Source organism: Arthrobacter globiformis NBRC 12137 (assembly GCF_000238915.1).
Lineage (GTDB): Bacteria > Actinomycetota > Actinomycetes > Actinomycetales > Micrococcaceae > Arthrobacter > Arthrobacter globiformis.
The window spans coordinates 59347-85500 of the sequence record NZ_BAEG01000116.1 but is presented as its reverse complement, the minus strand read 5'-3'; the positions used below and the strand labels follow the sequence as shown (position 1 = coordinate 85500).

The following is a 26154-nucleotide window of genomic DNA, read 5'->3' as shown; positions in this document are numbered from 1 at the left end:
GATCCCGGCCATCACCCCGCACCCCAACAAACCCACCGCGGCCGCGTCCGCGTCCTCATCGACCTTCGTGCACTGACCCGCGGCGACCAGGGTCTTCTCCGCGAACGCCCCGATCCCCAACGCCGGAGACAGCACCGTGCCGTCTTCCAGGGTCATCTTCTGCGACGCGTTCGCCGTGTTGAAACAATACTGGGCCTGGCCCTTCGCGCACGCCCGGCACTGCCCGCACACCGCACGCCAATTCAGGATCACCCGGTCACCAACAGCAACCTCGGTCACACCCTCACCCACGGCCGAGACCACACCGGTCGCCTCATGACCCAGCAAATACGGGAACTCATCCCCAATCCCGCCCAGCTTGTAATGCAAATCCGTATGACACACCCCGCACGTCAGCACATCCACCAACGCCTCCCCCGGCCCAGGATCCGGCACCAAAATCGTCTCCACCGACACCGGAGCATCCTTCGCCCTGACAACAACTGCCTTCACTTTATGAACCATGAAATCGCGTTCCTTTCGGGTGTTCTGCGGCTCATACAGTCCACCCAGCAGGCGCTTGGCACTGTCTTGCGGGGGGAGCGGGGGCCGGAGGTCTTGTGGGTGGCCATCAGCGGCGCGGCTGATATGCCTTTGATATCTGTGAGCTAGGTAACTGATATATAAGCGATCGTATGCGCCGGAACTTAGCTGCGTCAACGTGGCGTGGGCAGGCCCGAAGCCGGCCTCATGGCAACGACGGCACAGCCAGCAAAAACCCCATGACTTACGTCGCCATGCCTTGTAGGGTCGGGGCACGAGCTTCCAGTGGAAGTGTTCTGTACAAGGAGAGATCATGGCAGTCGACGATGAAATGCAGGTCCTGTCCGAGTGGTGCGAGCAGTTGGCGAAGGCGTTGCAGATCCCGGATCTTGACGTCGATCAGGAGCTGCTGCTTGACGTGGCCAGGAAAGCTGCGGATCAAGTAATCCATGCCGCGGCACCGGTGACGGCTTACATGGTGGGCTACGTCGCCGGCCATAAAGCCGGCGGGGGTAACGCGGAGGGTTCCAGGGAGGCGACTGCCCGGGCCGCGGACATCGCGTTCCGGCTGTGCGAGGACCGGGCTAACAGCAAGGACGGCGGGGGTGCCGGCCACACCGGGGTGATGTAGCGGCAGTCAGTCGGTCTCCGGGCCGGAACAGAAGAAGCAACCGTGATAGTCGCATTCATCAACAGGGCGGTCTTCATCCGACTTCGCTTCAACCTGTGTCATGGCGGGCGCCGATGCCATTTGAGATGCCTTTCCTAGTGTGAGCCGCGAGTGCGTTTCTTTAGAGGACCAACGTCAGAGCGGCCGGACCCAGGTGGCTTGTGCCACCCGGATCCGGCCGCTCAGCGCTCAGTGGTGCTTGTGCCCGTTCGGATCAAGCTCATTGTTGGCGCATCGTTCGTCACATTCGTGCTTGGTCACCAGATCGAACTGGACGCCGCCGTGCTGTTCGACTCCACTGCGGATGGAGCGCTCGACGACAGACGTGACCAGCCGTCTCCGCAGTGACAGCGGATCCCTGCGCAGGTCCCTTGTGAGGGCAAAGCACATCAACAACATCACGACGACGAATGGCAGCGCAGACACGATGGTGATGCGCTGCAGTCCGGAGAGCGCTTCGGCGGGCTTATCGCCACCGGCGAGCAGCATCACTGCTGCGACGGCGCCGGTGAGGGTGCCCCAGAAGATAACGACGCCGCGGCGTGGTTCTTCAGCGCCGTCGGAGCTGAGCGAGCCCATCACGATGGATGCTGCGTCGGCGCCGGTGACAAAGAAGATGGCCACCAGGACCATCGCCAGGACGGAGACTGCCGCGGCGATGCCCGTGGGGAGGGACAGGTGGTGCAGCAGGTCGAACAGGGCGCCGTCGAAGGAAATCGAGGGAGTTCCGTCGACGATCTTGGCCAGGCCATCGCCGGCGTCCGGGGTGGCATCTGCAGTGGACTGAATGTTGACGGCGGCACCGCCGAAGATGCCGAACCAGATCACGCTGACCACGCTGGGGACCAGCAGGACACCGGTGACGAACTGGCGGATGGTGCGGCCGCGGCTGATGCGGGCGATGAACAGGCCCACGAAGGGTGTCCAGGAGACCCACCAGGCCCAGTAGAAGATGGTCCAGCCGGACATCCAGGTGCGCAGGGCTTCGTCGCCGACGGCCTCTGTCCGGGAGGCCATCTCGGCCAGGTCCCGTGCATAGTCGCCGACTGCCGCCGGGATCAGGTTCAGGATGAAGAGCGTGGGCCCAGCCACGAATACGATGACGGCCAGGACTGCAGCCAGGACCATGTTGATGTTGGACAGCCACTGGATGCCGCGGCTGATCCCGGAAACCGCCGAGGCCACGAAGCAGGCTGTCAGCACGGCAACGATAACCACGAGCACGGGAGTGGCAAGTTGGCCGCCGATCCAGCCGTTGGACGCCATGCCGCTGCCAATCTGCAGGGCACCAAGTCCGAGCGATGCTGCCGTTCCGAAGAGCGTGGCGAAGATGGCCAGCATGTTGATGAGCTTGCCGATGGGGCCTTCCACCCGCTTGATGCCGAACAGGGAGGTGAAGACAGTGGAAATGAGCTGCTTGCGGCCAAGGCGGTAGGTCCCGTAGGCCATGGCAACGCCCACCACCGCATACATGGCCCACGGGTGCAGGGTCCAGTGGAAGATCGAGGTTGCCATCGCCGTCTGGATGGCAGCGGGAGTCTGGCCGTCAACCGTGCCCGGGGGCGGGGAGATGTAGTGGTAAAGCGGCTCGGCCACACCATAGAACATCAGGCCGATGCCCATGCCCGCAGCGAACATCATCGAGACCCACGAGACCATGGAGTACTCGGGCTTTTCCGCGTCTTTCCCCAGCGGAATGTTTCCGAAGCGGCTGACTGCCAGCCACAGCACGTAGACCACGAACAGGGAGGAGAGGGAGACGAACAGCCAGCCGGTGTTTTTCATGACCCAGTCCAGGACCACCTGGGAAGTGGCGGCGAGATTCTCCCTGCCGGCAAATCCCCAGACAACAAAGGCCAGCGTGAGTACTCCGGCGACGCCGAAGACTACCTTGTCGATGCCTCCCTTCCGGAACAGGTGGCTGCTGCGCCGCGCTTCTTCGTGTTCTGATTCGGTTTCCCGAAGGGCCTGAAGGAGTTCCAGGTCCTCCTGGGGAGTTTCAGGTTCTCGTTCCGACACCGGTTCCACCCCCGAGGCCCGACCGTCTTCACTGCTTTCATCGATAGTGACGTCACTATTGATTGTCATGAGGGGTTTCCTTAATTGAATATGCGGGACGGCCCAGCCGTGCCGCCGGGGTTGGGCCCGGCGCCAGGGTCGGCTCGTCCACGGAGTCGACACCAGGATGGTCGCCATCGACGATCCTGACTTCGTAAATGCGGACCGACGGTTTCGTCGGAAGCTTTGGTTAGCTCAATCGTTCCGCAGTAATCAACACACTTCGCCTTCAGCAACAGAGTGCGCCAGCCCACACGGGATGTCAAGGACTTTTTTATGATGCCGTCACCTCTTGACAACCGGTGCCTGATGAAATATCTGTTGCTGATCGTGATTACTGTTGCGCATAAGGCAATGTAGAAAAGTCGACGCAGCGGACTCCAGAGCCCTCAGAGTGAGCGGTCGGGCGGCGAAATCGCAGCCCCGGCAGGCACGGTTCGCCTTGGGCGGAGGGCCATCGACCGCTTGGATGTGGCCGAGCTGGGGGAGGTCCCGCATAACGTAGCGTGGCGTTTCCGCTGCAGCCGGAGCGGGAAGCCGACGTCGTGATGGAGGAGTACCTGGGCGCTCTGGCTCAACGGCGGGTGTAGCCCATGTTGGCGCTGATCTGCAGGCCGGCCTGGCCGAGGCCCTCCACCAGCCCCGGTACCTTCTCCGGGTCGAAGCGGAAGGCCGGGCCGGAGATGCTGACTGCGCCAATCACCGTTCCCAGATGGTTGTAGACCGGCACTGCCATGGAGTTCAGCCCGATTTCGAACTCCTCGAGGACCACCGCATAGCCGACGTGGGCGACGTCGATCAGCTGCTTTTCGAGTTTGTCGCGCCTGGTGATGGTCTTCGGTGTCCGGGCCGGCAGGCCTGTCTCCTTCAGGATCCGCTCGCGCTCATCTGCGGCCAATGCTGCCAGCAGAACCTTCCCGCTGGACGTCGCGTGCAAGGGAGTCAGGCTTCCCACCCAGTCGTAGGTGGCCAGGGTTGACGGCCCCATGGCCTGGTCCACGTTGACGGCGTAGTTGGAGCGGAGAACGGCGAGGTTGACGGTTTCCTTGAATTCCTCGGCCAGGTTTTCGAGGACCGGGCGGGCCTCGCGGACCAGGCTCAGGCGGCCGGGAATGGAACTGGCCAGGCGCAGGATGCCAAAGCCGAGCTGATACTTGCCCCGTTCGCTGTTCTGGTGGACCATCTCCCTGCCCACGAGGGAGCCGAGCAGCCTGGACACGGTGGACTTGTGGATGCCCATTTCCTCGGCGATTTCGCTCACGCCGGCATGGCCGTCGCGTGCCAGGATCTCCAGGACAGCGAGCGCCCTGTCGACGGATTGGACACCACCCTGCTGGCCGCCCTCGCCTTCGGCGTCGGCATCGGATTCAAGGACATTGTTCGAAGCCATGATCCATACTCTCAAGTAGTTTTCGGCAGCGTGCTTTCCCGGGAGACTGCGTGGGCCGGCCTGGCCGCCGATCCACAGTGTCGATCCTATGCCGGGAAGTGTGACGGAGCCGACATTGCGTTAAGCGCGCTAGCGCCGCCGGAAGTCTCAGGGAGTGGAGCCAAATCAGCGCAGGTCAAGGCGCATGAGCACCCGCGGGAAGCCGTTGAGGACGGAGTCGGTGCCGGCCGCCCTGGTGAAGCCTGCCTCCTCGAAGAGCTTGCGGGTGCCCACATAGGCCATGGTGAGGTCCACCTTTTTGCCCTGGTTGTCCACCGGATAACCCTCGATGGCAGGAGCGCCATAGGAGCGCGCAAAGTCGACGGCGCCCTGCAGCAGCCGATGCGAGATTCCCTTTCCCCGGTACCCCGGCCGGACCCGGATGCACCACACCGACCAAACGTCCAGATCGTCCACGTGGGGGATGCGGCGGTTGCGGGCGAAGCTGGTATCGGCGCGCGGATGGACACCTGCCCACCCAACGGCCTCCCCGCCGTCGTACGCCAGCACCCCGGGTGGCGGATCCTGCGCAAGCAGTTCCTGGACCAGTTCCCCGCGGGCGGTACCCCGCAGCTCTACATTCTGCTTGGCGGGGATGCGGTAGCTCAGGCACCAGCACACGGTTGCGTCAGGCCGCTTGGGTCCCACCACCGCTTTCACGTCCGCAAACAGCGACGCCGGACGGACTTCGATCGCCATGCCGCCACCCTGCCACCGGTTGGGGATGGAGACAAGATCAAGCACCAAAACGCAACTTCAGCTTTCCCGAGGACTCTTGCTATCGTGCTCGATACGTTTTGCAGTCCCGCCCGGGACGCGGCAGGGTCAGAGAAAGTTGGGAATGGAGATGTTTGGACGCGCACACGTAAGCATCAAGGGCCACGGCCTGGACCGGCCGGGCAAGGGCTCCCGCGTCGCCTGGATCGTCGCCGGGGCCCTGGCCGCCGCTGTCACCCTGGCGGTGGTTGTGTGGGAGGTTCTTGACCGGACTGAAGATTCTGATGCCGAGCGCACCGGGGAAGAGCCGGCTCCGCGCCGGAAATGGTGGTCCGTTAGCTGACCACCGTTCCGGGCGAGGCGTGGGGGTAGCCTGGCTCGCGTCCCTGGAATTCCAGCACGTCCGGGTTGAGAACGAGGCCCTCGCGGATCTCGATGGCCCTCCTGATGGTCTCACTGCTATCCCAGGCCGCAGGTCCTGACATGACCGGCTCGAGAAAAGGCAGAAGGGCTTCGCTGATTTCCCAGCTGGAGGAGTTCCACAAGTAGGACGGGCTGTGATCCACCGCGTAATAGTTGATGTGCTCACCCACGGTGAACATCGGCTTTGCGAAGGTAGTGGTCTTGGCCCAGCTGAAGCCCATGCCTTCGTCGCAGGAAACATCCACGATCAGGCTTCCCGGCCGGAACGCGGCCAAATCCTCCGTCCGGAGGTAGGTCAGGGGATTGTTCGGGTCCTGAAGGGTGCAGTTGACTATGATGTCACCCTCTGCCAGGAACGGGGCCAGGGGAACACGGCCGCGTTCGGTGATGACCTGGCTGAGGAACGGCGCCTTGTCGTCGTGATCAAACTGGGTGATCCGCACTGAGTGGATCGGGGCACCCACCGCAGCAACGCCCCTGTTCGTCAGTACCTGCACGTCGTGGATGCCGTGTGCGTTCAACGCCGTGACAGCACCGCGGGCGGTGGCGCCGAAACCGATGACGACGGCGCGGAGGCGGCGGCCGTAATCCCCGGTGGACCCGCTCAGCGCCAAAGCATGTATGACCGAGCAGTAGCCGGCCAACTCGTTGTTCTTGTGAAAGACATGGAGGCCGAAGCCGCCGTCGGAAGCCCAGTGGTTCATGGCCTCAAAGGCGATCAGCGTCAGCTTCTTGTCGATGGCCAACTGCGTGATGGCCCTGTCCTGGACACAGTGCGGCCAGCCCCAGAGAACCTGTGCGTCCCGCAGCTCGGCAAGGTCCAGCGGCTGGGGTTTGGGTAACAGGACAACGTCCGCCTGCGCCACAATCTCCTGACGGTTGGCCAGCCGTCCGCCCAGCTCGGCGAGCTGGGCGTCGGAAAAGCCGAAACGTTCCCCGTAGCCGCGCTCAAAGATCATGTTCCGGCGCAGCTCCGGCGGGATGCGTTCGAGGTGGAGCGGGTGCAGAGGAACGCGTTGTTCATCCGGTTTGCGTGATGAGGAGAGCACCCCGAGGGTGAGGTAGTTCGGTGAAACGGTCACTTCTTCTTGGCCGGCACGGGCTTGGCGCTGGTCTTGTCAAGTGAGCTGGCGGGTGCCGCGGCAGCCCGCTTGTCGGCACGCTTTTCCTTGATGGATTTGGTGGATTTCTTGGATGCTGCTTGACGGGGGGACTTGTCAGCCATGATCGCTCCTGTAGTGGAACCGAAGAGGTTCCTGACCCCTGACCCTACACCCTGCCGCGAGCCGCCTATCCCTTTGGGTGGGAAAGACTGTCCGAACATGCTGTAGTGCCCGCCTGCCTGGCGTTCGAAGATGGAAGGGCGATCCAAAACCACCCAAGTAAGGAATAAACACATGAAGCTCCAGGTTGCCATCGATCTCCTGACCACCGAAGCTGCTCTCGAACTGGCCGGCAAGGTTGCCGAGTACGTCGACATCATCGAACTGGGCACACCGCTGATCAAGGCCGAAGGCCTTTCCGTCATCACCGCCGTGAAGGAAGCCCACCCGGACAAGATCGTTTTCGCTGACCTGAAGACGATGGACGCCGGCGAGCTCGAAGCCGACATCGCCTTCAAGGCCGGCGCTGACCTGGTCACCGTGCTCGGCGCCGCTGACGACTCCACCATCGCCGGTGCGGTCAAGGCAGCCCAGGCCCACAACAAGGGCGTCGTCGTTGACCTCATCGGCATCGAGGACAAGGTCACCCGGGCCAAGGAAGTCCGCGCTCTGGGTGCGAAGTTCGTTGAGATGCACGCCGGCCTGGACGAGCAGGCCAAGCCGGGCTTTGACCTGAACGGTCTGCTCCGCGCCGGTGCCGAAGCCCGCGTTCCGTTCTCCGTGGCAGGCGGCGTGAAGCTCGCCACCATCGGTGACGTGCAGAAGGCCGGCGCCGATGTCGCCGTCGCCGGCGGTGCCATCTACGGTGCAGCCGACCCCGCCGTGGCCGCGAAGGAACTCCGCGCAGCCATCGTCTAGGCCCGTCCTGCTTCAAGGCCGACGGCGGCACCCGCCGCAGTGGCGGTCCTCACCGACAGGTGGGGGCCGCCATCGGCGTTTGGAAGGCGTTCCGAAGCGGTTGTTGCGGAAGCGGAACGGCTAGGAACACGATTCCCCGTCTGAATCGAGCCCGGGCAGGGACTTGAGGACCACCTCCACGCCCGAACCCTGCGGAGATTCAGTAGCCGCCTGGCTGCGGGGCACTGCATCAGCGGCCGCCTCCACCCCGACCTCCGCTGTCCGGATCTGCGCCGGTGCCTCCTGCGCGGACCTGTTCTGGTGGCGGTGCGTGGTCCTGTGTTTCCCGTGGTGATCAGGGGAAGTACTTGACACCCGGATCACAGCGTCATCGGAGATCAGCTGTTGTTTCGCCTGTCCCTGCGCGGCGAGTGTTCCACCGCCGGCCGTCCCCAGGAGGATGGCGATACCCGCCACGGCGGCGGCATTACGCGTGCTTGTTTTCATTTGTGGCCCCTTCCGGACCGGGCGGCCTGCATCCCCAGCGCCGTGGAGAAGAGGCCCTTTCTCGAAAGTTACGCCCGCCCGGCCGGGACACAAAGCCTGCGGGTCAGATTAAGAGGGAACTCACAGGTTGGTTCCAGGCAGAGAACTGGTGCGATCCTCCCGTCACCAGCCTGGTGCTGCCGTCCGGGAGCTTAACGGTGGCCTCAACACCGTTGGGCAGGTCCACCCCGAGCGTGAACCGGCCGTGCTCAAGCGTCCAGGCAACGCTGATGCGGCCCCGGGGAGTTACGACGGCGGCGCTCGCCGAAGTGATGCCGCCGCCGGGCTGTGGAGCGATGGCGAGGCGCCGGTAGGCGGCCTCCGCCTCCGCCGGATCCGCCGGCAGCCGAATGCCGGCCAGATGGGTGTACAGGAACGACCCCACCGCGCCTTTGCTGTAGTGGTTCAGTGAACCTCGGGCGCCCTGTTCCGTCACCCCATCCCACCACTCCCACATGGTGGTGGCGCCGGCTTCCAGCATTCCCAGCCAGGAGGGCGTGCCGGCGGAGAGCAGCAGGTCGTAGGCGACGTCCGCGTAGCCGTGGTCTGCGAGGACGGGCAGCAGCAGTCCCGTGGCCAGGAACCCGGTGCCGAGCCGGTTCCCGTTGGCACGGATGAGCTCCACCAGCCGGGCCGCGGTCTGCGGAGCGAGCTCGTCCGGCACAAGCCCGAAGGCCAGGGCGCGGACGTAGTGCCCCTGGGATTCCTCCCTCAGGATGCCGTTCCCGTCCAGGTATTCGGTCCGCCAGGCGGCCAGCACCTGCCGCGCCAGGGCTGCATACTTTGCTGCCGCTGCCGCGTCCTCGAGCACCTCGGCGGCGCGGGCCAGGACACCGGCGGAGCGGAAGAGGTAGGCCGTGGCAACGATCCCATGGTCGCGTGACGGGTCCGGGTTGGGCGGGCTGTCCGGCTCAAGCCACTCGCCGAAATGGAAGCCTGTGTCCCACAGGAACCGCTCGTGCGCCAGCGGCGCGGGACGCCTGCCGGACCGTTCCGGATGGCGCCCACCGGCCGCGGCCGCGGCAGCGTAGTCGACCCATCCGTGCATGGACGGGAACGCCCGGGCCAGGGCCTGCCTGTCCCCGTAGGCACGCCAGAGTGACCACGGGACCAGTACGGCGGCGTCACCCCACCCGGCGGAGCCCGCGGCCATGTCTTCGAAGGCGTTGCCGGAGGGGCCATTGCCGGCGGGGTTCGGAACGACGGTCGGCACCCGGCCGTCGGGCCACTGGTCCGCGGCGAGATCCCTGAGCCACTTGTCACTGAACGCGGCAACATCGAACAGCAGGGCCGCCGTGTCCACGAAAACCTGCCAGTCGCCGGTGAATCCGGACCTCTCCCGTTGCGGGCAGTCGGTGGGGACGTCGCACGCATTGCCGCGGAAGCTCCAGGAGATGGCATCATGCAGGGCGTTCAGCCGCGGATCGCTGCACCCGAACCACCCGGTGCGGTCCAGGGGTGTGTGCACCACGACGGCGGTGATGTCCTCCGCGGCAAGGGTCCCGGACCGGCCCTCGACCTGGACGTAGCGGAAGCCGTGCGTGGTGTGCCGCGGCTCGAAGGCATCATCCGGCCGGCCTGCTGACACCACCTCGTCAACCTGGCCGGCAGGCAGGGGCGTCTTGGTGGCGAAGTTGAAGGCGCGGATGTTCTCCAGGGAAACCAGTCCGGCCGTGTCCAGGACCTCGCCGTGCCGGAGGACAGTCCGCGTTCCTTCCGGCCCGAGGTTGCCCAGCCGGACCCACCCATTGATGTTCTGCCCGAAGTCCACCACCGTGATGCCGGGCGCCGGGGCCGTCATCCGGACAGGCCGGATCTCCCCGATCCGCCGCGCCGGCGGTGAGACCGGCAGGACCAGCCGGGTGCGGTCCTCGTGCAGCGGACCCGCGGGCCGGACCACCGGAACCCAGCCATCCGCCGTCGTACGGGTTTGCCCCGCAGAGCCGGACGGGTTGAGCCAGGCCGGATCCAGGCGTCGGAAGTCGGTGGTCTGCCCGTCCATGAGGTCGGCGCGGGTGAGGTGGCTTTCGCGGCAGAGCCAGCTTTGGCTGGTGGCGAGGAAGGTCTGCGTAGCCGTGGCGTTGGTGACCGACGCCAGGAAGGCGGTTTCGGTGCCGAAGCCGTCGGCCCGGCGCTCGAAGCCGTGCCGGCCCCGGAACCATCCGTCGGAGAGCAGAGCGGCAACAACGTTTTCGCCGCGGACCAGCAGGTCCGTGATGTCCCACCGCTGCACCTGGAGCCGCTTCCGGTAGGACGTGAAGCCGGGAGTCAGCTCGTCATTGCCTACGCGGGTGCCGTTGACGAAGAGTTCGTAGATGCCGTGCGCGGTGGCGTGCACAACAGCCCGCTCGTTGGCAGAGCTGCCAGCGTCCCGGGTCCCGGGCGGCCAGGTGAAGGAACCGCGCAGCCAGTAGGCTGGCCGGTTGCCGGCTTCCGTGGAGCCCGTCTCAGCAGGGGAAATCCAGGCGGCATCACGGAGCGCGTCCTGGACGGAGGTATGCGAAGTATCGGCAGTCACGGCTTCTCCTTGAAAAGTGTGCTCAAAGAGTAGCCGATAAAAACCGAGTACGCACTGTTTTTATCCGTGGTCCTCCACCCGGTAAGTGTCACCGGTCCAGGCTGCCCAGTCCCGCGGGTCCACCGAGGGCCTGCCCAGCAGGTAGCCCTGGCCCCTGGCGATTCCCAATTCCACGACGGCGGCGAGTTCCTCGCGGCTTTCGATTCCCTCCGCGGACAGCGTCGCGCCGGTCTGTTGGGCGAGAGCGAAAACGAAGGGGGATGCGGCCGGCCGGTCTCCTGAAGCGACGGCACCGGCGAGGAAGTCGCGGTCGACTTTGATGATGTCGGGAAGCAGGTGGAGGATTTGCTTTGCTGAGGTGGCGGCCGGGCCGGAACCATCCACGGCCAGGCGCACACCGTGCTGGCGCAGGGGGCTCAGGACAGCGGCGAGGGCCGCCAGTTCCCGGTCCGCTATGTCGCCCATGATCTCAATGACCATCCTGTCCGGATCGACGCTCCCTCCCAGCATCAGCGCCTGAACGCGGGGATCGGCACATGCGGCGGGGCTCAGGTTGAACGACGCAAACAGGTGGGACGGAATTTCCCCTGCTGCGGCAAGAGCGAGGTGCAGGGCGGCGATTTCCAGGTCCGGCCCCAGGCCCATGGCGGCTGCTCCCCGGAACCAGACGTCTGCGCTGGTCCCTTCATGGCTGACGAACCGTGCCAGGGCCTCAACACCGATCACCTCGCCTCCTGGCAGCTGCCTGATGGGCTGGAAGGCCGTCAGCAGCATCCGCTTTCCCATTGCTGCCGGGGCGGGCTCGGAAGAATTCTCCGGGGAATCCTCATGTGAGGAGTCGGGGACGTTCCTGGTGCTGATCAGATGGTGCAGTAGTGCTTGTTCGGGGTCGTCCATGTGCGTCGCCAGCAGGTCGAGCAGTTGCTCCCTGGCCCAGGCCTTCTGCGGATCGGAGTCTGCCAGCACATCGCTGATGATCTCCAGCACCTGGCGCCGAAGCGTTTCTCCGTCCACGTTGCGGAACAGTTCCGGTGTATGTTCACCGTCCGGAGGCGACTCGTCCATGGCGTTCACACTACTCCTCGGTAGCTGATGCCGCGATCGAGGCGGCACCCGGGCTGTGGCTATCCGTTACCCCGAAGCGGCGTGGACCGCTACCCTGAAGCGGTGCGGACGAGGCGGAAAACAGGCAGCTACGAGGTAGGCAGGGCCAAGCGGGCCGAAATTCTGGACGCTGCCACGCGGCTCTTTGCGGCCTCGGGCTATCACCGGGTGCCGCTGTCGCAGGTCGCCGCCGACGTCGGACTCAGCGAAAGCGGCCTGCTGCACCACTTCCGCTCCAAAAAGCACCTTCTGCTGGCGGTCGCCGAGCGCCGGCTGGAGCAGACCGCCCTGTGGTGGAGTTCCGTCCAGGCGGACGGCAGTGACAATCCGCATGAGCTGTTCCGGTCCATGGTCGAATCCACGCGCCGGCTCGTGGCGGAGCCCGGCCTGATTGAGCTCTTCGTGCTGGTTTCGGCTGAAGCCGCGGATCCGTCCACCCCCGCCCACCAGCTGTACGGCAAATGGTACGAGCGGGCGGTAACCGAAACCGCGCAGCTCCTCGCCCGCGGGGTGGAGCGTGGCTTCTTCCGGCCGGACACGGATACCCAGGCCATCGCCCGCGAAATCATCGCCGTCAGCGACGGGCTGCAGCTGCAGTGGGTCATCTCCGGAGGCGGGCTGGACCTGGTTGAAGGGATCCGCGACTACGCCCGCCGGCTGGCCCGCTCGATTCTGGTTACTGGAGAACTGCAGGCGCCCTGACCAGCTGCAAAAACCCCTCCAGGTGCGCTGCCATGTCCACCGACTCGTCATACAGCCAGGCCAGCTGCACGCCCTCGATGAGTGCTGCGATTTGCCGCGCCAGAACGGCGGCATCCAGGCCGGGTGAAACGCGGCCCGCGGAAACCTCCCGCTCGGTCTCTGCCTGCAGGGAACCAATGATTTCCTCATCGCGGCGCCGGATGAAGCCGTGGGCCGGATGGTCCGGCCGGACGGCCTCGGCACGCAGGGTGGCGTCCAGCTGGATCACGCCCCGCATTCCGGAGTTGCGGCGCATGACCTCCGGCACCGTTTCGAGCAGCCCTTGTGTCTCCAGCAGGGTGCGCCGCCAGGGCCCTTCCTGCTCCTCGCGCCGGACCAGGACGGCTTCCAGCAGCGCGTCCTTGCTCCCGAAGTGGTGGAGCAGCGCGGTGTGGCTGGTCCCGATTTCCTCGGCGATCTGGCGGATCGACAGCCGCTGGAACCCCTTTTCGGCGAACACGGCAAAGGCTGCATCCACCAGCTCTGCCCGCTTGCGCTCGCCGTTGGCGTAGGGTGCCCGCCGCCCGCTGCGCGCCGGCTGCCGCGCCGTGGTGGTCTCTGCCATGCTCCGCCTCCTCCTGGCCGTGGCCGTCCGAGCTGCACTCTTGCCTTCCTCGAGGCTACCAAGTTTCTTTTCCACTTTGGTCAAGAAATTCCCTCGAAAGTATTCCAAGTTGGAAAATGTTTGCCTAAGGTGAAGGTCAACCGCAGAAAGGAACTCCATGACCGACCTCCAGCACTTCCCTGACAACTTCCTCTGGGGCGTGGCCACCGCAGCCCACCAGGTGGAGGGAAACAACACCAACAGCGACACCTGGTTCCTCGAGCACCTGCCGGGCACGATCTTCGCCGAGCCGTCCGGGGATGCCATCGACCACTACCACCGCTACCGTGAGGACATCGCCCTGATCGCCTCGCTCGGGTTTACCACCTACCGTTTTTCCCTTGAGTGGGCGCGCATCGAACCCGAAGAAGGCCACTTTTCCGTCGCGGAGCTTGACCACTACCGGCGGGTGCTGGAAACCTGCCGTGACCACGGGCTGACGCCGGTAGTCACCTACCACCACTTCACCTCGCCGCGCTGGCTGCTCGCCGCGGGAGGCTGGGAGGACGACGCCACGCCGGAACGCTTCGCACGCTACTGCAGCCGCGTGACCGAACACCTTGGCGACCTCATCGGCGTCGCCTGCACCCTCAACGAACCCAACCTGCCGTGGCTCCTCAAAGCACTCGGCATCGGTGGCGAACCGGCCGAGCGGCGTGCGGACGTGCCGCTCTGGTCGGCCGCAGCCGGACGCCTCGGCATCGAGGCAGAAAGGGTTGCACCGTTCCAGTTCACCGTGTCCGACGCCGGCTTCGACATCAAACTGGCAGCCCACCGCGCCGGCCGCGAGGCCATCAAGGCGCACCGGCCGCAGCTCCTGGTCGGCTGGACTCTCGCCAACTCCGACATCCAGGCGGCCGAAGGCGGCCAGCAGGTGGCGGACCGGGTCCGGCGGGACGTCAACGAACGCTTCCTCGAAGCATCCCGCGGCGATGACTTCGTGGGCATCCAGACCTACGGCCGGACCGTCTTCGGACCCGACGGGCTGGCCCCGGTTCCCGAAGGCGCACCCGTCAACGCAATGGGGGAGGAGATCTACCCCCAGGCCCTCGAGGTGACCATCCGCGAGGCCCACCGGATCGCCGGCATCCCCGTCATGGTCACCGAGAACGGACTGGCCACCGACGACGACACGCAGCGGGTCGACTACCTCCGCACCGCCGTCGCAGGGGTTTCCGCCTGCCTCGCGGACGGCATCAACGTCCGCGGCTACATCGCCTGGACGGCCTTCGACAACTTCGAGTGGATCTTCGGCTACGGGCCCAAGTTCGGCCTCATCGCCGTCGACCGCACCACGCAGGAGCGCACGCCGAAGCCCAGCGCCCACTGGCTGGGCGGCGTGGCCCGGACCGCCCAGGAGCGCCTCACCACGGTGGGCTGAACAGCCCAAAAGAAGCACGACGGCGGTCCGCACCAGATGCTGCGGGCCGCCGTCGGCCGTGGTTAACGCCGCACCGACACGCCTTCCGTGGGTCCGGCGTTGTAGCCCAGGTTCCGGGAGACGGCCCTGGCCGCAGCCTGGACGGCCGGAGCCAGCACGTTCGGAGGAGTGCCGCCGTCGGGAACCACGATGGACAGGGCCGCGGCCACGGACCCCTCGGCATCAAAAATCGGCGAGGCGACGGACACCGTCCGGGACGGCGCGGACCTCCTGATCATGGCGACGCCGGTGCGCCTGACGTCGGACAGCGTCCGCCGCAGCTGCCCTTCCGGCATGGCGTCCACGCCGGCTTCGGCGTCCGGCGGCTGCCGGATGACCGCTTCCTGGAAGCCGGCATCGGCGCCGGCCAGCAGCACCAGGCCCACCGCCGTCGAACGCAGCGGCGCGCGCCCGCCCACCCGGTACGCCACCTCGGTGGCCTCCTTGGAGGACAGCCGCTCGATGAGCACGGCCTCGCCTTTGTCCCGAACGGCCAGCAGCACGTGGTGCCGGGTGACCGCGAAAAGGTCCTCAAGGTACGGCAGCGCGATCTCCCGGACACCGTGCCCGCGCGGCGACAGCGACGCCACCTCCCACAGCCGCACGCCCACCACGTAGCGTCCGTCCTCGAGCCGCTCCAGGGCGCCCCACGCTACTAGCCGGGCAATGAGCCGCAGCGCCGTCGGCGCCGGCATCCCCGCGTGGCGGGCCATCTCGGACAGCGTCAACGCCCGGCGGCGGTCGGTGAAGACGGCGAGCAGGCTCAGCGCCCGGTCTATCACCGGCTCGCCCTGCTTGGGACGCTTGCCGCGCTGCGGAGCCTCAGCTTCCGGTCCTGCTTCTTCCGCCACTGCCATCCTTCCGTTCAGTCATCCCCGTCGTTCAGCCGCCGAGTGACCAGCACCACAATATCGTTTCAACCAATGAAATTCCCGTGGGGCCCGTGACGCCGTCCAAACGATTCTTGTAGAAGCCGGTCACCGGAAGCCATCTGACGAGAGGGCGCCGACCGAACAGCCCGCAGCGGTCGACGCAGACCGCGGCGGGCCCCGGCCCCCAGATGTTGATTCCCGTTCGTCATCGAGAATGCAAAGGCGCACACATGAAACTCCTTTCCACCCCCGCCCGCCGGAGCGCGGCCGTCCTGGCCGGGGCGCTCCTGGTGAGCTCCCTCACCGCCTGTGGCGGCGGAACACAGGCGGCAACCGCCGTCAACAAGGACGCGCTCACCATCGCCATCGACAGCGACAGCGCTTCCTTCGGCTTCGATCCGCTGCGGGTCGCCGACGCGCAGCGCCAGTTCTTCGAAGGCCTTTACGAGAACCTCATGACCCTGCAGCCGGACGGTTCCGTGGGACCGGGCCTGGCCAAGGAGTTCAGCTACAGCACGGACAACACGGTACTGACCCTGACCCTCAGGGAAGGCGTGGCCTTCACTGACGGCTCCACCCTGGATGCGGCACTGGTCAAGGCGAACCTGGACCGCCGCAGCGATCCGGCGCTGAGCGCCTACTCGGCCATTGCCAAGGGCGGCGCCCAGGAGATCACGTCGGTGACCGTGGCCAGCCCCACCAAGGTGGCCATCAAGTTCGCCAAAGCGCAGCCGGGGTTCGAAAAGAACCTCACGGGCACCATGGGCATGATCGTCGGCAAGACGGCTGCCACCAAGAGCGCCAGCCTTGCCACCACCCCGGACGGATCCGGCCCCTACACCCTGGACACCACGGGGACCGTCAAGGGCAACAAATACGTGTTCACGAAGAACGAGAAGTACACGGACGCCGCCAAGTACCCCTACAGGAAGGTCACCTTCAGCGTCATCCAGGACCCCCAGGCCCGCGCCAACGCCCTGGTCTCCGGCCAGGCCGACGTCGCCATGCTCACCTCGCCCACGGTGGACTTTGCCAAGTCCAAGGGCCTGGGCGTCTCCCAGATTGGCGGGACGCTGCACACCATGGTCTCCTTCGACAAGACCGGCAAGACCTCGCCCGCATTCGCGAAGGAGAAGGTCCGCCAGGCGTTCCAGTACGCCATCAACCGCCAGTCACTGGTGGACGCACTGCACAAGGGCGACATCCCGGCATGGAACGCCCTTCCCAAGGATTCGGCGGGCTACACGGAAGAACTGAACGTCAGGTTCGCCTACGATCCGGAGAAGGCCAAGAGCCTCCTCGCCGAGGCCGGCTATGCCAACGGCTTCGAATTCACCATCGTTGGCAGCGCCGAAACCCAGACCGACCTGCAGGCCGTGCAGAAGGACCTGGCCGCCGTCGGGATCAAGATGAACATCAAGATGGCCTCCTCCACCGACGAAGCCTTCGCCGCAGTCGCCACCACGCCCCTGGGCTACGCCTCCCTCGGCTGGGACAACCCGGTGGGCCTGATGTACGGCGTTGTCCTCAACGGCTTCACCAACGTGCAGAAGGCCACCGATGAGCAGCTGAGTGCCGCCACGGGCGAGGCAGCCGCCGCGAAGGACGACGCCGCCAAGAAGGCCGCGCTGACCAAGCTGAACACCCGCCTGGTGGAATCCGGCTGGATGATCCCGCTCTACGAGTCCCTCGCCAACCAGGGCTTCAACACCAAGAAGGTCCAGCAGGTGAAGTTCGCCGGCACGAATGCGTACCCGCTGCTCTCTTCCTACGCCCCCGCCAACTGATCCACCTCCCGGCCGGACGCCTTCCCGCGCGGAAGACGTCCGGCCCGGGCACTAGAAAACCTGACCAACGGAGGTCCTGATCAATGGATGTCACCATGGCAATGTTCGCCGCCAAGCGCCTGCTGATGGCACTGGCCACCGTGCTGGTGGTGGCGGTGCTGGCATTCCTGCTGGTCCACGCCATGCCCGGCAGCCCGGGCGCGGTGTCCCTCGGCGCGGGCGCATCGCAGGAAGCCATCGACGACGTGAACCAGCGCCTCGGCTGGAACGATCCCCTGGCGCTCCAGTTCTTCCGCTGGCTGGGCGAGGCCGTCCAGGGCAACTTCGGAACCTCGCTGATCGACGGCCGGTCCGTCAGCGCCGACCTCGCCAGCCGGCTGCCGGTCACGGCATCCCTTGCTGCCGGTGCCACCGTGCTGAGCGCCATTCTCGGGATCGGACTCGGGGTCACCGCAGCCGTGCGCGGCGGGCTGCTGGACCGGATCATCGGAGGTTTCGTCGGGCTCCTCGTGGCCCTGCCCGCCTTCTGGATCGGCATCATCTTCGTCTATCTGTTTGCCGTCCAGTCCTCCGTGTTCCCGGCCACCGGCTACGTCCCCTTCGAGGTCTCGCCGCAGGACTGGGCACTGTCCCTCGCCCTGCCCGTCATCACCCTCGCGGTCGGCGGTGCGGCGTTCATCGCCCGCCAGACCCGGGCCTCCATGCTTGAAGCCCTGCAGCAGGAACACATCCGCACACTGCGCGCCACGGCGACTCCCACCTGGAAAATCCTCTACGTCCACGCGCTGCGGTACGCCAGCCTCCCCATCGTTGCCGGTATCGCCCTGCAGTTCATCGGCCTGTTCGGCGGCTCCGTCATTGCCGAGCAGCTGTTCGCCATGCCTGGCCTGGGCCAGGCAGTCCAGTCCTCCGTCAGCACCCACGACGCCCCCGCCGTCCAGGGCGTGGTGGTCATCGCCACCGTCGTGGTGGTGGCTGTGAACCTGCTTCTCGAACTCGCCACCAAATTCCTTGACCCGAAGTTGCGTGCCTCATGATCCCCTCCATCACACCCACAGCCACCCCGCGGAAGACAGCCCTGGCGAAGTTCTCCGGACACCGTCTCCTCACCTCACCCGGCGGCCTCGCCGGTGCTGTGTGGCTCGCCGCCCTGGTGGCCGCATCCCTCACTGCCCCCTGGTGGCTGCCGTACAAAACCGAGGACCAGGACTTCACGGCGGTCCTGTCCGGACCCAGTGCCGCCCATTGGCTGGGCGCGGATGAACTTGGCCGGGACCTGCTCAGCCGCATTTTCGCCTCAGCAGCCGGGACGCTGGGAACGTCGCTCATCACGGTGATTGTCGGCGTCGGGCTCGGGACCATCCTGGCCATGACGGCCGCGGCCAGTGACCGGGCGGAAGGGATCATCAGCCGCGTCACCGAAATCATGATGTCGCTGCCCGGAACGGTCATCATCCTGGCGGTCATTGGAGCGGTGGGGACCAACATTCCGCTGATCATGGCCATCCTGGGCATTCTCATCTCGGCCGGCATCTACCGCGTGATGCTGGGCCAGGCGAAGTCGCTCCAGTCCCAGCTCTACGTCGACGCGGCCAAGGTCGACGGCGTCGGGACACTGGGAATCAGCGTCCGCCACGTGCTTCCGGGCCTGATGAACACCGTGGTGGTGCAGTCGGCGCTCATCTTTGCCGTCGGCATGCTCATCCAGGCGGGACTGGCCTTCATTGGTTTCGGCCCGCCCATTCCCCAGCCGAGCTGGGGCGGGATGATCCAGAGTGCCTCCCAGCACGTCTATGACGCCCCCTGGCTCATGGTCCCCAGCGGCGCCGTGCTCGCCCTCACTGTCCTGTCGGCCAATGCCATCGGCAACGCCCTCGGCAAGTCGCCCAACGCAGCCGCATCCCACCTGCCCTCCGCTGCCATCCGCCGCAAGCGCGCGGCCGATGCGGCAGCAGCAGCAGCGGCCGCGCCTGCCGTGGAAAATGCTCCCGCCGCCGGCCAGCTCAGCGTCCGCGGCCTCTCGGTAGGGGTCGACGGCGGCACTCCGCTGGTCACGGACGTCACCTTCGACGTCGCACCGGGCACCGTGCTTGGCCTCGTGGGGGAGTCCGGCTGCGGCAAGACCATGACCGCCGTTTCCCTGCTCGGGCTGCTGCCGTCCGGCGTTTCGGTCACCGGCGGACAGATCCTCTGGAACGGAAAGAACCTGGCCTCGGCTACGGAGAAGGACCTGGAAGGCATCCGGGGGCGGGACATCGCACTGATCTCGCAGGAACCCATGCGTGCCCTCGACCCCATGTTCACGGTGGGCTACCAACTGACCGCCGCCATCCGCCGGCTGCGGAAAGCCGGCAAGGCAGAAGCACGTGCCGCGGCGCTGAGCCTGCTGGAAAAGGTGGGCATTGTTGATGCCCAGCGCATCCTGAAGTCCTACCCGCACCAGATCTCCGGCGGCATGGCCCAGCGCGTGGCCATTGCCCTGGCCCTCTCCGGCAAGCCGCGGCTGCTGGTGGCCGACGAACCCACCACCGCCCTCGATGTCACGGTCCAGGCCGAAATCCTTTCGCTGCTGCGCTCGCTGGTGAAGGACACCGGCATGTCCGTCGTCATGGTGACGCACGACCTCGGCGTCGTGGCGGACATCTGCGACAACGTGGCCGTCATGTACGCCGGCCAGGTGGTGGAAGGCGGCCGGACCGCGAGCATCCTGGACAACCCCCGGCACCCGTACACGCTCGCGCTGCTTGCCGCCGACCCGCACGCCAACACCGCCCACGACATGCCGGAGCGGCTGGCCACCATCAAGGGCCAGGTGCCGCAGCCCAAGGACTGGCCCGCCGGCTGCCGCTTCGCCGCCCGCTGCCAGTTCGCCGGCTCAGCCTGCGCCGTCCCCGTTCCGCTGCTCCCCTCCGGCTCGGAGGACGGCGAGGTGCGCTGCGTCAAAGCCGACGAGCTGGCTGTCGAGGGCCTTGGCTGGCTTGCCACCGAGGTCCCCACCCACCGCGTACTCGAGATCGTTGAAAAGGACATGGCATGAGCATCGACACTGTGGAACTCGAAGACGCCGAAGCAGCCCTGTCCGCCCCGGCCATGCTCGAGGTCAAGGACCTGGTGGTCCGCTACGGCCACGGCCGCAAGGCGGCCTCGGCGCCGGCCGCCGTCGACGGCGTAAACTTCACCATCCGGCCCGGCGAAACCGTCGGCCTGGTGGGGGAGTCCGGCTCCGGAAAGTCCACCATCGGCAAGGCGATCCTGGGGCTGCAGAAAGTATCCGGCGGCTCAGTCAGCTTCCAGGGCAGCGACATCACCCACGCCAACTCTTCCCGGCGACAGGAACTCGGCGGGGAACTGCGCGCCGTCTTTCAGGACCCCAACTCCTCGCTCAACCCGCGGAAGACCATCGGTGCCTCGCTGGCCGAGCCGCTGCGGGTCCGCGGCGTCGCAGCCGCAGAGGCGCGCAGCCGGGCCGAAGACATGCTGGAACGGGTCGGACTTCCCCGCGAGGCCGTGGACCGGTACCCCAGCCAGTTCTCCGGCGGGCAGCGGCAGCGCATCTCCGTGGCACGGGCCCTGATCTGCGAGCCCAAACTGGTGGTGTGCGATGAGGCAGTAAGCGCCCTGGACCTCTCCACCCAGGCCCAGGTGCTGAACCTCCTCGCCGACCTGCGGGACGAGCGGGGGCTGAGCTACCTGTTCATCGCCCACGACATCTCCGTGGTCCAGTTCCTCGCCCAGCGGGTGGTGGTGCTCTACCGCGGCCAGATCATGGAAACAGGACCGGCCGCGGCGGTCACGGAGTCCCCGAAACATCCCTTTACCCAGGCCCTCGTGGCCGCATCACCGGTGCCCCGTCCGGCGGAGCAGGCCGAGCGGAGGAAGCTGCGCGAGTCGCTGGGCGTCCGGACGGCCGCCGCCGTGGCCGCCTCGGCAGGCGGCTGCCCGTTCAGCCAGCGCTGCCCGCTGGCCACCGACCTGTGCACCACCGAACGCCCCGCCCTGCGCTCAGTCGGCCAGTCCGGCGTCGCCTGCCACTACGCCTGAACCACATTGACCCCAACCACAAACTTCAAGGAGCGCCGAGTGACCCCGGAAACAGTGATGCCTGACGAAGCAATTGCCCGCCGCCTCCCCACCCCGCCGCCGTTTCCCGCCTTCCAAACACCGGGCACGCCCGAGGAAGTCTCCGAGCACTCGCGGGTGCACCGCGAACTCAACTATGCGATCGCCGTCGGCTTCCGCCGGCTCTCCATGGACATCTGGCTCCCGCGCAACCCCGACGGCGGCCCGGTCCCGGTGGTGGTGTGGATCCATGGCGGTGCCTTCCAGCTCGGAGACCGCCGCGAACTGCCGCCGACGTTCCAGCCAGACTCGGTGTTCCGGCTCCTGAACGAGGCAGGAATCGCGTGCGCCACGGTGGACTACCGGCACGCGCTGGAGGCGCCGTTCCCCGCCCAGCTCCACGACATCAAGGCCGCCGTCCGGTATCTCCGGCACCACGCTGAACTTCTGGGTATCGACCCCGAATGCATCGGTGCCTGGGGCGAGTCCGCCGGCGGCCATCTTGCCGCGCTGCTGGGCCTGACCGGCGGCCGGGCCGACCTCGAGGGCGGTCTTGGCGCGCCGGGGCACTCAAGCGCGGTGAGCGCCGTCGTCGACTTCTACGGCGTCTCCTCACTGACCCGGATGCCGCCAATGGAAGCGACCACCAGTTTCATGAGCGGTGCCCTGCTCGCGGCCGTCCCCGACGGCGTGTCACTGGAACCCGGCCCCATGCTGGTGGGCAATTCGCACGATCCGGCCCTGCTGGACGCCGCCAGCCCATTGGCCTACGTCACTGCAGACGCTCCGCCGTTCCTGCTGATCCACGGCGACAGCGACGGCCTGGTCCCGCTCACGCAGAGCGAGCTCCTGGCCGACGCCCTGGCCGTCGCCGGCGTAGAGCAGGAACTGGTCACCATCGAAGGCGGTGACCACTGCTTCTTCTTCGCCGAAGACCAGCTGGACCGCATCCTCGCCACCGCCGTTTCCTTCTTCACGAAGGAACTGACCCAGCCATGACAACAACTCCAGGAGCCACCCCGATGACCGCCCCTTCCGCCCTCCGCTTCGAACACCACGAGGAGCCCTTCGGTATCGGCGAGGACCGGCCCCGGCTGTCCTGGCAGGTCCGCACCGACGCCCCGGGCTGGGTGCAGACGGCGTACGAACTCGAACTCGGCCCGGACACCACCAGCCTGGCCAGCTACGGGCGCGTTGACTCCGCGGAACAGCTCCTGCAGCCCTGGCCGGCGCGCCCACTGGCCAGCCGCGAACGGGTCGCGGCCCGGGTCCGGGTCTGGGGAAATGACGACGGCGGACCCTCCGACTGGAGCCCCGTCGCCTGGGTGGAAGCAGGGCTGCTGAACGCCGCCGACTGGCAGGCCTCCATGATCCGTCCGTCGTGGGACGAGGACAGCACCTCCGACGAGCCCGCGTCCCGCCTCAGCACCACCTTCGAGCTGGACGGCGCGGTGGCGTCAGCCCGCCTGTACGCGAGTGCCCACGGCATCTACGTCGCCTCCATCAACGGCCGCCGCGTGGGACAGGATCTCCTCGCGCCGGGCTGGACCAGCTACCACCACCGCCTGCGCTACCAGACGTACGACGTCGCGGACTACCTGCGGCCGGGCACCAACGTGATCGGCTTCGAGGTCGCTGACGGCTGGTGGCGGGGCAATCTCGGCTTCCAGGAGAAGCGCAACAAGTACGGATACCGCACCGCGGTGATCGGCCAGCTGGAAATCACCGACGCCCAGGGGCGGCTCAGCGTCATCAGCACCGACGGAGCGTGGCAGGCAGGGCGCGGCCCCGTGCTGTCCGCCGACCTGTACAACGGTGAAACGTACGACGCACGGCTGGCGGATGCGGGCTGGGCGGGCCACGGTTCCCGAAGCCTGGAACCGGTGGTTGCCGAAGACTTCAATACCGCCCTCCTGGTGGCACCGGACGGTCCGCCGGTCCGCGCCACCGAAGAGCTGCCCGTCCAGGAAGTGCTGACCACGCCGTCCGGCAAGACCATCCTGGACTTCGGCCAGAATCTGGTGGGGCACGTCAGGATCCGCGTGCGCGGCGAGGCAGGCACCGAAGTGGTGCTGCGGCACGCCGAGGTGCTGGAGCACGGCGAGCTCGGCGTGCGCCCGCTCCGCGTTGCCCGGCAAACGGACACCTACATCCTGCGCGGGACCGGCGTGCGTGGATCCGGCGCAGTGGAGCAGTACAGTCCAGAATTCACTGTCCACGGCTTCCGCTACGTCGAGGTGAGCGGCTGGCCCGGTGAGCTTGACCCGGAAGCCTTCACCGCCGTCGTCGTTCATTCCGAGCTCAAGCGCACCGGCTTCTTCGAGTGCTCCGAGCCCATGCTGAACCAGCTGCACGCCAACGTGGTGTGGGGCATGCGGGGCAACTTCGTGGATGTGCCCACCGACTGCCCGCAGCGCAACGAGCGGCTCGGCTGGACGGGGGACTTCCAGGTCTTTGCCTCCACCGCGTCCTTCCTCTACAGGATCCCTGGCTTCACCGCGTCCTGGCTGAAGGACCTGGCCGCCGAGCAGGGAACGGACGGGCCGCCGCCGCTGGTTGTCCCGGAGGTGACCTTCGACAAACCGCCGTTCCCCACCCGGCCCGTGATGGCCGCCTGGGGCGACGCCGCCGTGCTGGTGCCGTGGGTGCTGTACCAGCAGACGGGCGATCGTGAGTTCCTGCGCCGGCAACTGCCCGGAATGGCCGCGTGGCTGGCCGCTGCGGCAGACGCGGCCGGCCCGGAGCTGCGCTTCGAGCAGGGCTTCCAGTTCGGTGACTGGCTGGACCCGGCCGCGCCGCCGAACGATCCCGGTGCTGCGAGGACACCCTGGCAGCTGGTGGCGCAGGCCTACCTGGCGTACTCGGCGTCGATCGCGTCGCAGGCTGCTGCCCTGCTGGGGGAGGACAGCGAGTCCCTGCGCCTGCGGGAACTGTCCCGCCAGGCGCGCACCGTGTTCCGCAAGCACTACATCGCCGACGACGGACAGCTACAACCTGCCACGCAGACCTCCTACGCGCTGGCCCTGCGCTTCGGGCTGCTCGAACCTGAGGAGCACCCGGCAGCAGGGGAACGGCTGGCCGAAACCGTGGCCGCCGACGGCTACCGGATCGCCACCGGCTTCGTGGGGACACCGCTGGTCACCGACGCACTGAGCGACGAAGGCCAGGTGGAGGCGGCCTACCGCCTGCTGCTGCAGACCGAGTGCCCGTCCTGGCTGTATCCGGTCACGATGGGCGCCACGACCATCTGGGAACGCTGGGATTCCATGCTCCCGGACGGCACCATCAACCCCGGCGACATGACGTCCTTCAACCACTACGCGCTCGGCGCCGTGGCCGACTGGATGCACCGCACCGTCGCGGGTCTTGCCCCCGCGGGTCTGGCCAGCCGGAAACTGCTGGTCAGGCCGCTGCCCGGCGGCGGCCTGACCTGGGCGGCCGCCCGGCACGAAACCCCCTATGGCGAGGCGGCGGTGCGGTGGGAGCACGGCGCCGGCAGCTTCACCCTGTCCCTCACGGTCCCCGCCGGCTGCACGGCCTCGGTGTACCTGCCGGACGGCTCGGAGGCCGTGGAGGTCGGGTCCGGGACGCACTCCTTCAACTGTGAACCCGAGGTGTTTGCGGGGACCGCGGGCACCCCGCAACTGTCGGCCCTGCCATGACCCTGGATCCGGAGCTGGCCGGGCTTCTGCACCACCTGGCCGGCGTGGAATCGGTCCCGGAGCTGCTGACCCGGCCCGGCGGGCGGGAGCGCCTGGACGCGTTTTGCGGGGGCCTGCTCCCGTACAGCCCGCCGGACGTTGCCGTCCGGCACCTGGAGGTACCAGGACCCAACGGCGCGGTGCCGGTCCGGATCTATGGTGCACGCCCGGAGGACGGACCGCCGGCAGCTTCCGACGGCGGGACCGGCGAGGGCGGTTCCACCGCCCTGGTCTGGATGCACGGCGGCAATTTTGCGGTCGGTGACCTGGACATGCGCGAATCGGACCAGCTGGGCCGGGAAGTCGCGGCCCGAAGCGGCGGCGTGGTGGTCTGCGTCGGCTACCGCCTGGCCCTCGACGGCGTCCATTTCCCGGTTCCGCACGAGGACGTGCTGGCGGCATGGTTCTGGACCCGGGAGCACGCCCGGGAACTCGGCGCGGACCCCTCCCGGATCTGCCTGGGCGGGGCGAGCGTCGGCGGAAACCTCGCGGTGGGGGCGGCACTGTACCTGATGGATGCGGGCCTGCAGCCGCCGGCAAAACTCGTGCTCGCGTACCCGTTCCTGCATGGGGAGCTCCCCGGTGAACTGCCGGCTGCACCGCCACATGACCTGTCCTCCGCCGGACTTTTGCCGCCGTTTCTCCGCTTCACCGACGAGGACTGCCGGGACATGCTGGAGAACTACATCGGCGGACCCCTGGCCATGGCCTCCTCCTACGCCATGCCCGGGCACGCCGACCCGGCGGGACTGCCGCCGTCCGCTGTGCTCGCCTGCGAACACGACGACCTCCGGTTCTCTGCCGAGGCCTTCGTCGAAGGCCTGCGCGCGGCAGACGTGGAAACCAGTTACCGGCTGGAGGAAGGGGCGTTCCATGGCTACCTCAACCACTCGGCGGCCCTTGGCCTGGTGCGGCGGGGCCTGTCGTTCCTGGCCGCCGAGCTGGAGTCGGCAAAGCCGTTTCAATGATTGAAATGGCCGGTA

Annotated in this window: 23 protein-coding genes; 12 read left to right on the top strand and 11 right to left on the bottom strand. The window is 67.0% G+C overall.

The features are described from left to right. Window positions 1-504 (bottom strand): alcohol dehydrogenase catalytic domain-containing protein (locus ARGLB_RS21725; protein ID WP_003803001.1); only part of this gene is annotated, 504 nt, incomplete at its 3' end. Between the two features lie 331 nt (window positions 505-835). On the opposite strand from ARGLB_RS21725, the gene ARGLB_RS21720 reads away from it, so the two are divergent. Beyond that, window positions 836-1153, top strand: a complete 318-nt coding sequence (locus ARGLB_RS21720; protein ID WP_003806311.1) for a DUF6457 domain-containing protein — start codon at window positions 836-838, stop codon at window positions 1151-1153. 228 nt (window positions 1154-1381) lie between these two features. Here ARGLB_RS21720 and ARGLB_RS21715 read toward each other — a convergent pair whose 3' ends face one another. From ARGLB_RS21715 to ARGLB_RS21705, 3 genes are all read right to left on the bottom strand, one after another. Next, the gene (locus tag ARGLB_RS21715) at window positions 1382-3280 is read right to left on the bottom strand and encodes a BCCT family transporter (protein ID WP_003806310.1); all 1899 of its coding nucleotides are present in this window, start codon (window positions 3278-3280) and stop codon (window positions 1382-1384) included. Between the two features lie 544 nt (window positions 3281-3824). Next, complete coding sequence (locus tag ARGLB_RS21710) at window positions 3825-4640, bottom strand: IclR family transcriptional regulator (protein ID WP_003806309.1); 816 nt, start codon at window positions 4638-4640, stop codon at window positions 3825-3827. A gap of 165 nt (window positions 4641-4805) precedes the next feature. Continuing rightward, window positions 4806-5378 carry a GNAT family N-acetyltransferase gene (locus ARGLB_RS21705; RefSeq protein ID WP_043420197.1) on the bottom strand — a complete coding sequence of 191 codons (573 nt, stop codon included), beginning with the start codon at window positions 5376-5378 and terminating at the stop codon, window positions 4806-4808. A 142-nt stretch (window positions 5379-5520) separates the two neighbouring features. On the opposite strand from ARGLB_RS21705, the gene ARGLB_RS21700 reads away from it, so the two are divergent. Then, window positions 5521-5739, top strand: coding sequence for a hypothetical protein (locus ARGLB_RS21700; protein ID WP_003806307.1), 219 nt, complete (start codon window positions 5521-5523; stop codon window positions 5737-5739). On the opposite strand, the gene ARGLB_RS21695 is transcribed toward ARGLB_RS21700, so the two are convergent. Beyond that, window positions 5732-6901 carry a N(5)-(carboxyethyl)ornithine synthase gene (locus tag ARGLB_RS21695; RefSeq protein ID WP_003806306.1) on the bottom strand — a complete coding sequence of 390 codons (1170 nt, stop codon included), beginning with the start codon at window positions 6899-6901 and terminating at the stop codon, window positions 5732-5734. The two genes, ARGLB_RS21700 and ARGLB_RS21695, sit on opposite strands and share 8 nt — an antisense overlap. Further along, window positions 6898-7044: a hypothetical protein gene (locus tag ARGLB_RS23780; RefSeq protein WP_175305048.1), complete on the bottom strand. Its 147-nt coding sequence runs from the start codon at window positions 7042-7044 to the stop codon at window positions 6898-6900. The genes ARGLB_RS21695 and ARGLB_RS23780 overlap by 4 nt, the downstream gene beginning before the upstream one ends. Window positions 7045-7216: 172 nt before the next feature. On the opposite strand from ARGLB_RS23780, the gene hxlA reads away from it, so the two are divergent. Further along, entirely contained in the window at window positions 7217-7840 is a 624-nt protein-coding gene (hxlA, locus tag ARGLB_RS21690; RefSeq protein ID WP_003802977.1) for a 3-hexulose-6-phosphate synthase, read from the top strand. Between the two features lie 120 nt (window positions 7841-7960). Here the strand turns inward: hxlA and ARGLB_RS21685 are convergent, their stop codons facing one another. The 3 genes from ARGLB_RS21685 to ARGLB_RS21675 all read right to left on the bottom strand — a co-directional run bounded on the left by ARGLB_RS21685 (window position 7961) and on the right by ARGLB_RS21675 (window position 11948). Next, window positions 7961-8326, bottom strand: a complete 366-nt coding sequence (locus tag ARGLB_RS21685) for a hypothetical protein (protein ID WP_003806304.1) — start codon at window positions 8324-8326, stop codon at window positions 7961-7963. 103 nt (window positions 8327-8429) lie between these two features. Beyond that, window positions 8430-10883, bottom strand: a complete 2454-nt coding sequence (locus tag ARGLB_RS21680) for an alpha-L-rhamnosidase (protein ID WP_003806303.1) — start codon at window positions 10881-10883, stop codon at window positions 8430-8432. Window positions 10884-10943: 60 nt separating this feature from the next. After that, a complete protein-coding gene (locus tag ARGLB_RS21675; protein ID WP_139023446.1) occupies window positions 10944-11948 on the bottom strand; it encodes an EAL domain-containing protein in 1005 nt (334 codons plus the stop codon). 81 nt (window positions 11949-12029) lie between these two features. On the opposite strand from ARGLB_RS21675, the gene ARGLB_RS21670 reads away from it, so the two are divergent. Further along, the gene (locus ARGLB_RS21670) at window positions 12030-12689 is read left to right on the top strand and encodes a TetR/AcrR family transcriptional regulator (protein WP_003806300.1); all 660 of its coding nucleotides are present in this window, start codon (window positions 12030-12032) and stop codon (window positions 12687-12689) included. Here ARGLB_RS21670 and ARGLB_RS21665 read toward each other — a convergent pair. Next, window positions 12664-13293 carry a TetR/AcrR family transcriptional regulator gene (locus ARGLB_RS21665; protein WP_003806299.1) on the bottom strand — a complete coding sequence of 210 codons (630 nt, stop codon included), beginning with the start codon at window positions 13291-13293 and terminating at the stop codon, window positions 12664-12666. The genes ARGLB_RS21670 and ARGLB_RS21665 overlap by 26 nt on opposite strands. 157 nt (window positions 13294-13450) lie before the next feature. Here ARGLB_RS21665 and ARGLB_RS21660 point away from each other — a divergent pair, with 157 nt between their 5' ends. Then, entirely contained in the window at window positions 13451-14713 is a 1263-nt protein-coding gene (locus ARGLB_RS21660; protein ID WP_003806298.1) for a glycoside hydrolase family 1 protein, read from the top strand. Window positions 14714-14775: 62 nt separating this feature from the next. On the opposite strand, the gene ARGLB_RS21655 is transcribed toward ARGLB_RS21660, so the two are convergent. Beyond that, window positions 14776-15609 carry an IclR family transcriptional regulator gene (locus tag ARGLB_RS21655; RefSeq protein WP_043420172.1) on the bottom strand — a complete coding sequence of 278 codons (834 nt, stop codon included), beginning with the start codon at window positions 15607-15609 and terminating at the stop codon, window positions 14776-14778. A gap of 245 nt (window positions 15610-15854) precedes the next feature. Between ARGLB_RS21655 and ARGLB_RS21650 the strand changes: the two genes are divergently transcribed. The 7 genes from ARGLB_RS21650 (at window position 15855) to ARGLB_RS21620 (ending at window position 26139) form a co-directional block, all read left to right on the top strand. After that, window positions 15855-17411, top strand: coding sequence for an ABC transporter substrate-binding protein (locus ARGLB_RS21650; RefSeq protein ID WP_003806296.1), 1557 nt, complete (start codon window positions 15855-15857; stop codon window positions 17409-17411). An 83-nt stretch (window positions 17412-17494) separates the two neighbouring features. Continuing rightward, window positions 17495-18448: an ABC transporter permease gene (locus tag ARGLB_RS21645; RefSeq protein ID WP_003806295.1), complete on the top strand. Its 954-nt coding sequence runs from the start codon at window positions 17495-17497 to the stop codon at window positions 18446-18448. Continuing rightward, a complete protein-coding gene (locus ARGLB_RS21640) occupies window positions 18445-20448 on the top strand; it encodes a dipeptide/oligopeptide/nickel ABC transporter permease/ATP-binding protein (RefSeq protein WP_003806294.1) in 2004 nt (667 codons plus the stop codon). Before ARGLB_RS21645 ends, ARGLB_RS21640 begins: the two co-directional genes overlap by 4 nt. Beyond that, window positions 20445-21452 carry an oligopeptide/dipeptide ABC transporter ATP-binding protein gene (locus tag ARGLB_RS21635; RefSeq protein ID WP_003806293.1) on the top strand — a complete coding sequence of 336 codons (1008 nt, stop codon included), beginning with the start codon at window positions 20445-20447 and terminating at the stop codon, window positions 21450-21452. The genes ARGLB_RS21640 and ARGLB_RS21635 overlap by 4 nt, the downstream gene beginning before the upstream one ends. 39 nt (window positions 21453-21491) lie before the next feature. Further along, window positions 21492-22469 carry an alpha/beta hydrolase gene (locus tag ARGLB_RS21630; RefSeq protein WP_003806290.1) on the top strand — a complete coding sequence of 326 codons (978 nt, stop codon included), beginning with the start codon at window positions 21492-21494 and terminating at the stop codon, window positions 22467-22469. Continuing rightward, entirely contained in the window at window positions 22466-25132 is a 2667-nt protein-coding gene (locus tag ARGLB_RS21625) for an alpha-L-rhamnosidase (protein WP_245531592.1), read from the top strand. The genes ARGLB_RS21630 and ARGLB_RS21625 overlap by 4 nt, the downstream gene beginning before the upstream one ends. Continuing rightward, window positions 25129-26139, top strand: coding sequence for an alpha/beta hydrolase fold domain-containing protein (locus ARGLB_RS21620; RefSeq protein WP_003806288.1), 1011 nt, complete (start codon window positions 25129-25131; stop codon window positions 26137-26139). Before ARGLB_RS21625 ends, ARGLB_RS21620 begins: the two co-directional genes overlap by 4 nt. Window positions 26140-26154: the final 15 nt, after the last annotated feature.

What these genes read in the sequence shown, in the direction of transcription:
- ARGLB_RS21720 (WP_003806311.1), top strand. Translation starts at nt 836, where the DNA reads ATGGCAGTCGACGATGAAATGCAGGTCCTGTCCGAGTGGTGCGAGCAG.
- ARGLB_RS21715 (WP_003806310.1), bottom strand. Translation starts at nt 3,280, where the DNA reads ATGACAATCAATAGTGACGTCACTATCGATGAAAGCAGTGAAGACGGT.
- ARGLB_RS21710 (WP_003806309.1), bottom strand. Translation starts at nt 4,640, where the DNA reads ATGGCTTCGAACAATGTCCTTGAATCCGATGCCGACGCCGAAGGCGAG.
- ARGLB_RS21705 (WP_043420197.1), bottom strand. Translation starts at nt 5,378, where the DNA reads ATGGCGATCGAAGTCCGTCCGGCGTCGCTGTTTGCGGACGTGAAAGCG.
- ARGLB_RS21700 (WP_003806307.1), top strand. Translation starts at nt 5,521, where the DNA reads ATGGAGATGTTTGGACGCGCACACGTAAGCATCAAGGGCCACGGCCTG.
- ARGLB_RS23780 (WP_175305048.1), bottom strand. Translation starts at nt 7,044, where the DNA reads ATGGCTGACAAGTCCCCCCGTCAAGCAGCATCCAAGAAATCCACCAAA.
- hxlA (WP_003802977.1), top strand. Translation starts at nt 7,217, where the DNA reads ATGAAGCTCCAGGTTGCCATCGATCTCCTGACCACCGAAGCTGCTCTC.
- ARGLB_RS21685 (WP_003806304.1), bottom strand. Translation starts at nt 8,326, where the DNA reads ATGAAAACAAGCACGCGTAATGCCGCCGCCGTGGCGGGTATCGCCATC.
- ARGLB_RS21675 (WP_139023446.1), bottom strand. Translation starts at nt 11,948, where the DNA reads ATGGACGAGTCGCCTCCGGACGGTGAACATACACCGGAACTGTTCCGC.
- ARGLB_RS21665 (WP_003806299.1), bottom strand. Translation starts at nt 13,293, where the DNA reads ATGGCAGAGACCACCACGGCGCGGCAGCCGGCGCGCAGCGGGCGGCGG.
- ARGLB_RS21660 (WP_003806298.1), top strand. Translation starts at nt 13,451, where the DNA reads ATGACCGACCTCCAGCACTTCCCTGACAACTTCCTCTGGGGCGTGGCC.
- ARGLB_RS21655 (WP_043420172.1), bottom strand. Translation starts at nt 15,609, where the DNA reads ATGGCAGTGGCGGAAGAAGCAGGACCGGAAGCTGAGGCTCCGCAGCGC.
- ARGLB_RS21650 (WP_003806296.1), top strand. Translation starts at nt 15,855, where the DNA reads ATGAAACTCCTTTCCACCCCCGCCCGCCGGAGCGCGGCCGTCCTGGCC.
- ARGLB_RS21645 (WP_003806295.1), top strand. Translation starts at nt 17,495, where the DNA reads ATGGATGTCACCATGGCAATGTTCGCCGCCAAGCGCCTGCTGATGGCA.
- ARGLB_RS21640 (WP_003806294.1), top strand. Translation starts at nt 18,445, where the DNA reads ATGATCCCCTCCATCACACCCACAGCCACCCCGCGGAAGACAGCCCTG.
- ARGLB_RS21635 (WP_003806293.1), top strand. Translation starts at nt 20,445, where the DNA reads ATGAGCATCGACACTGTGGAACTCGAAGACGCCGAAGCAGCCCTGTCC.
- ARGLB_RS21625 (WP_245531592.1), top strand. Translation starts at nt 22,466, where the DNA reads ATGACAACAACTCCAGGAGCCACCCCGATGACCGCCCCTTCCGCCCTC.
- ARGLB_RS21620 (WP_003806288.1), top strand. Translation starts at nt 25,129, where the DNA reads ATGACCCTGGATCCGGAGCTGGCCGGGCTTCTGCACCACCTGGCCGGC.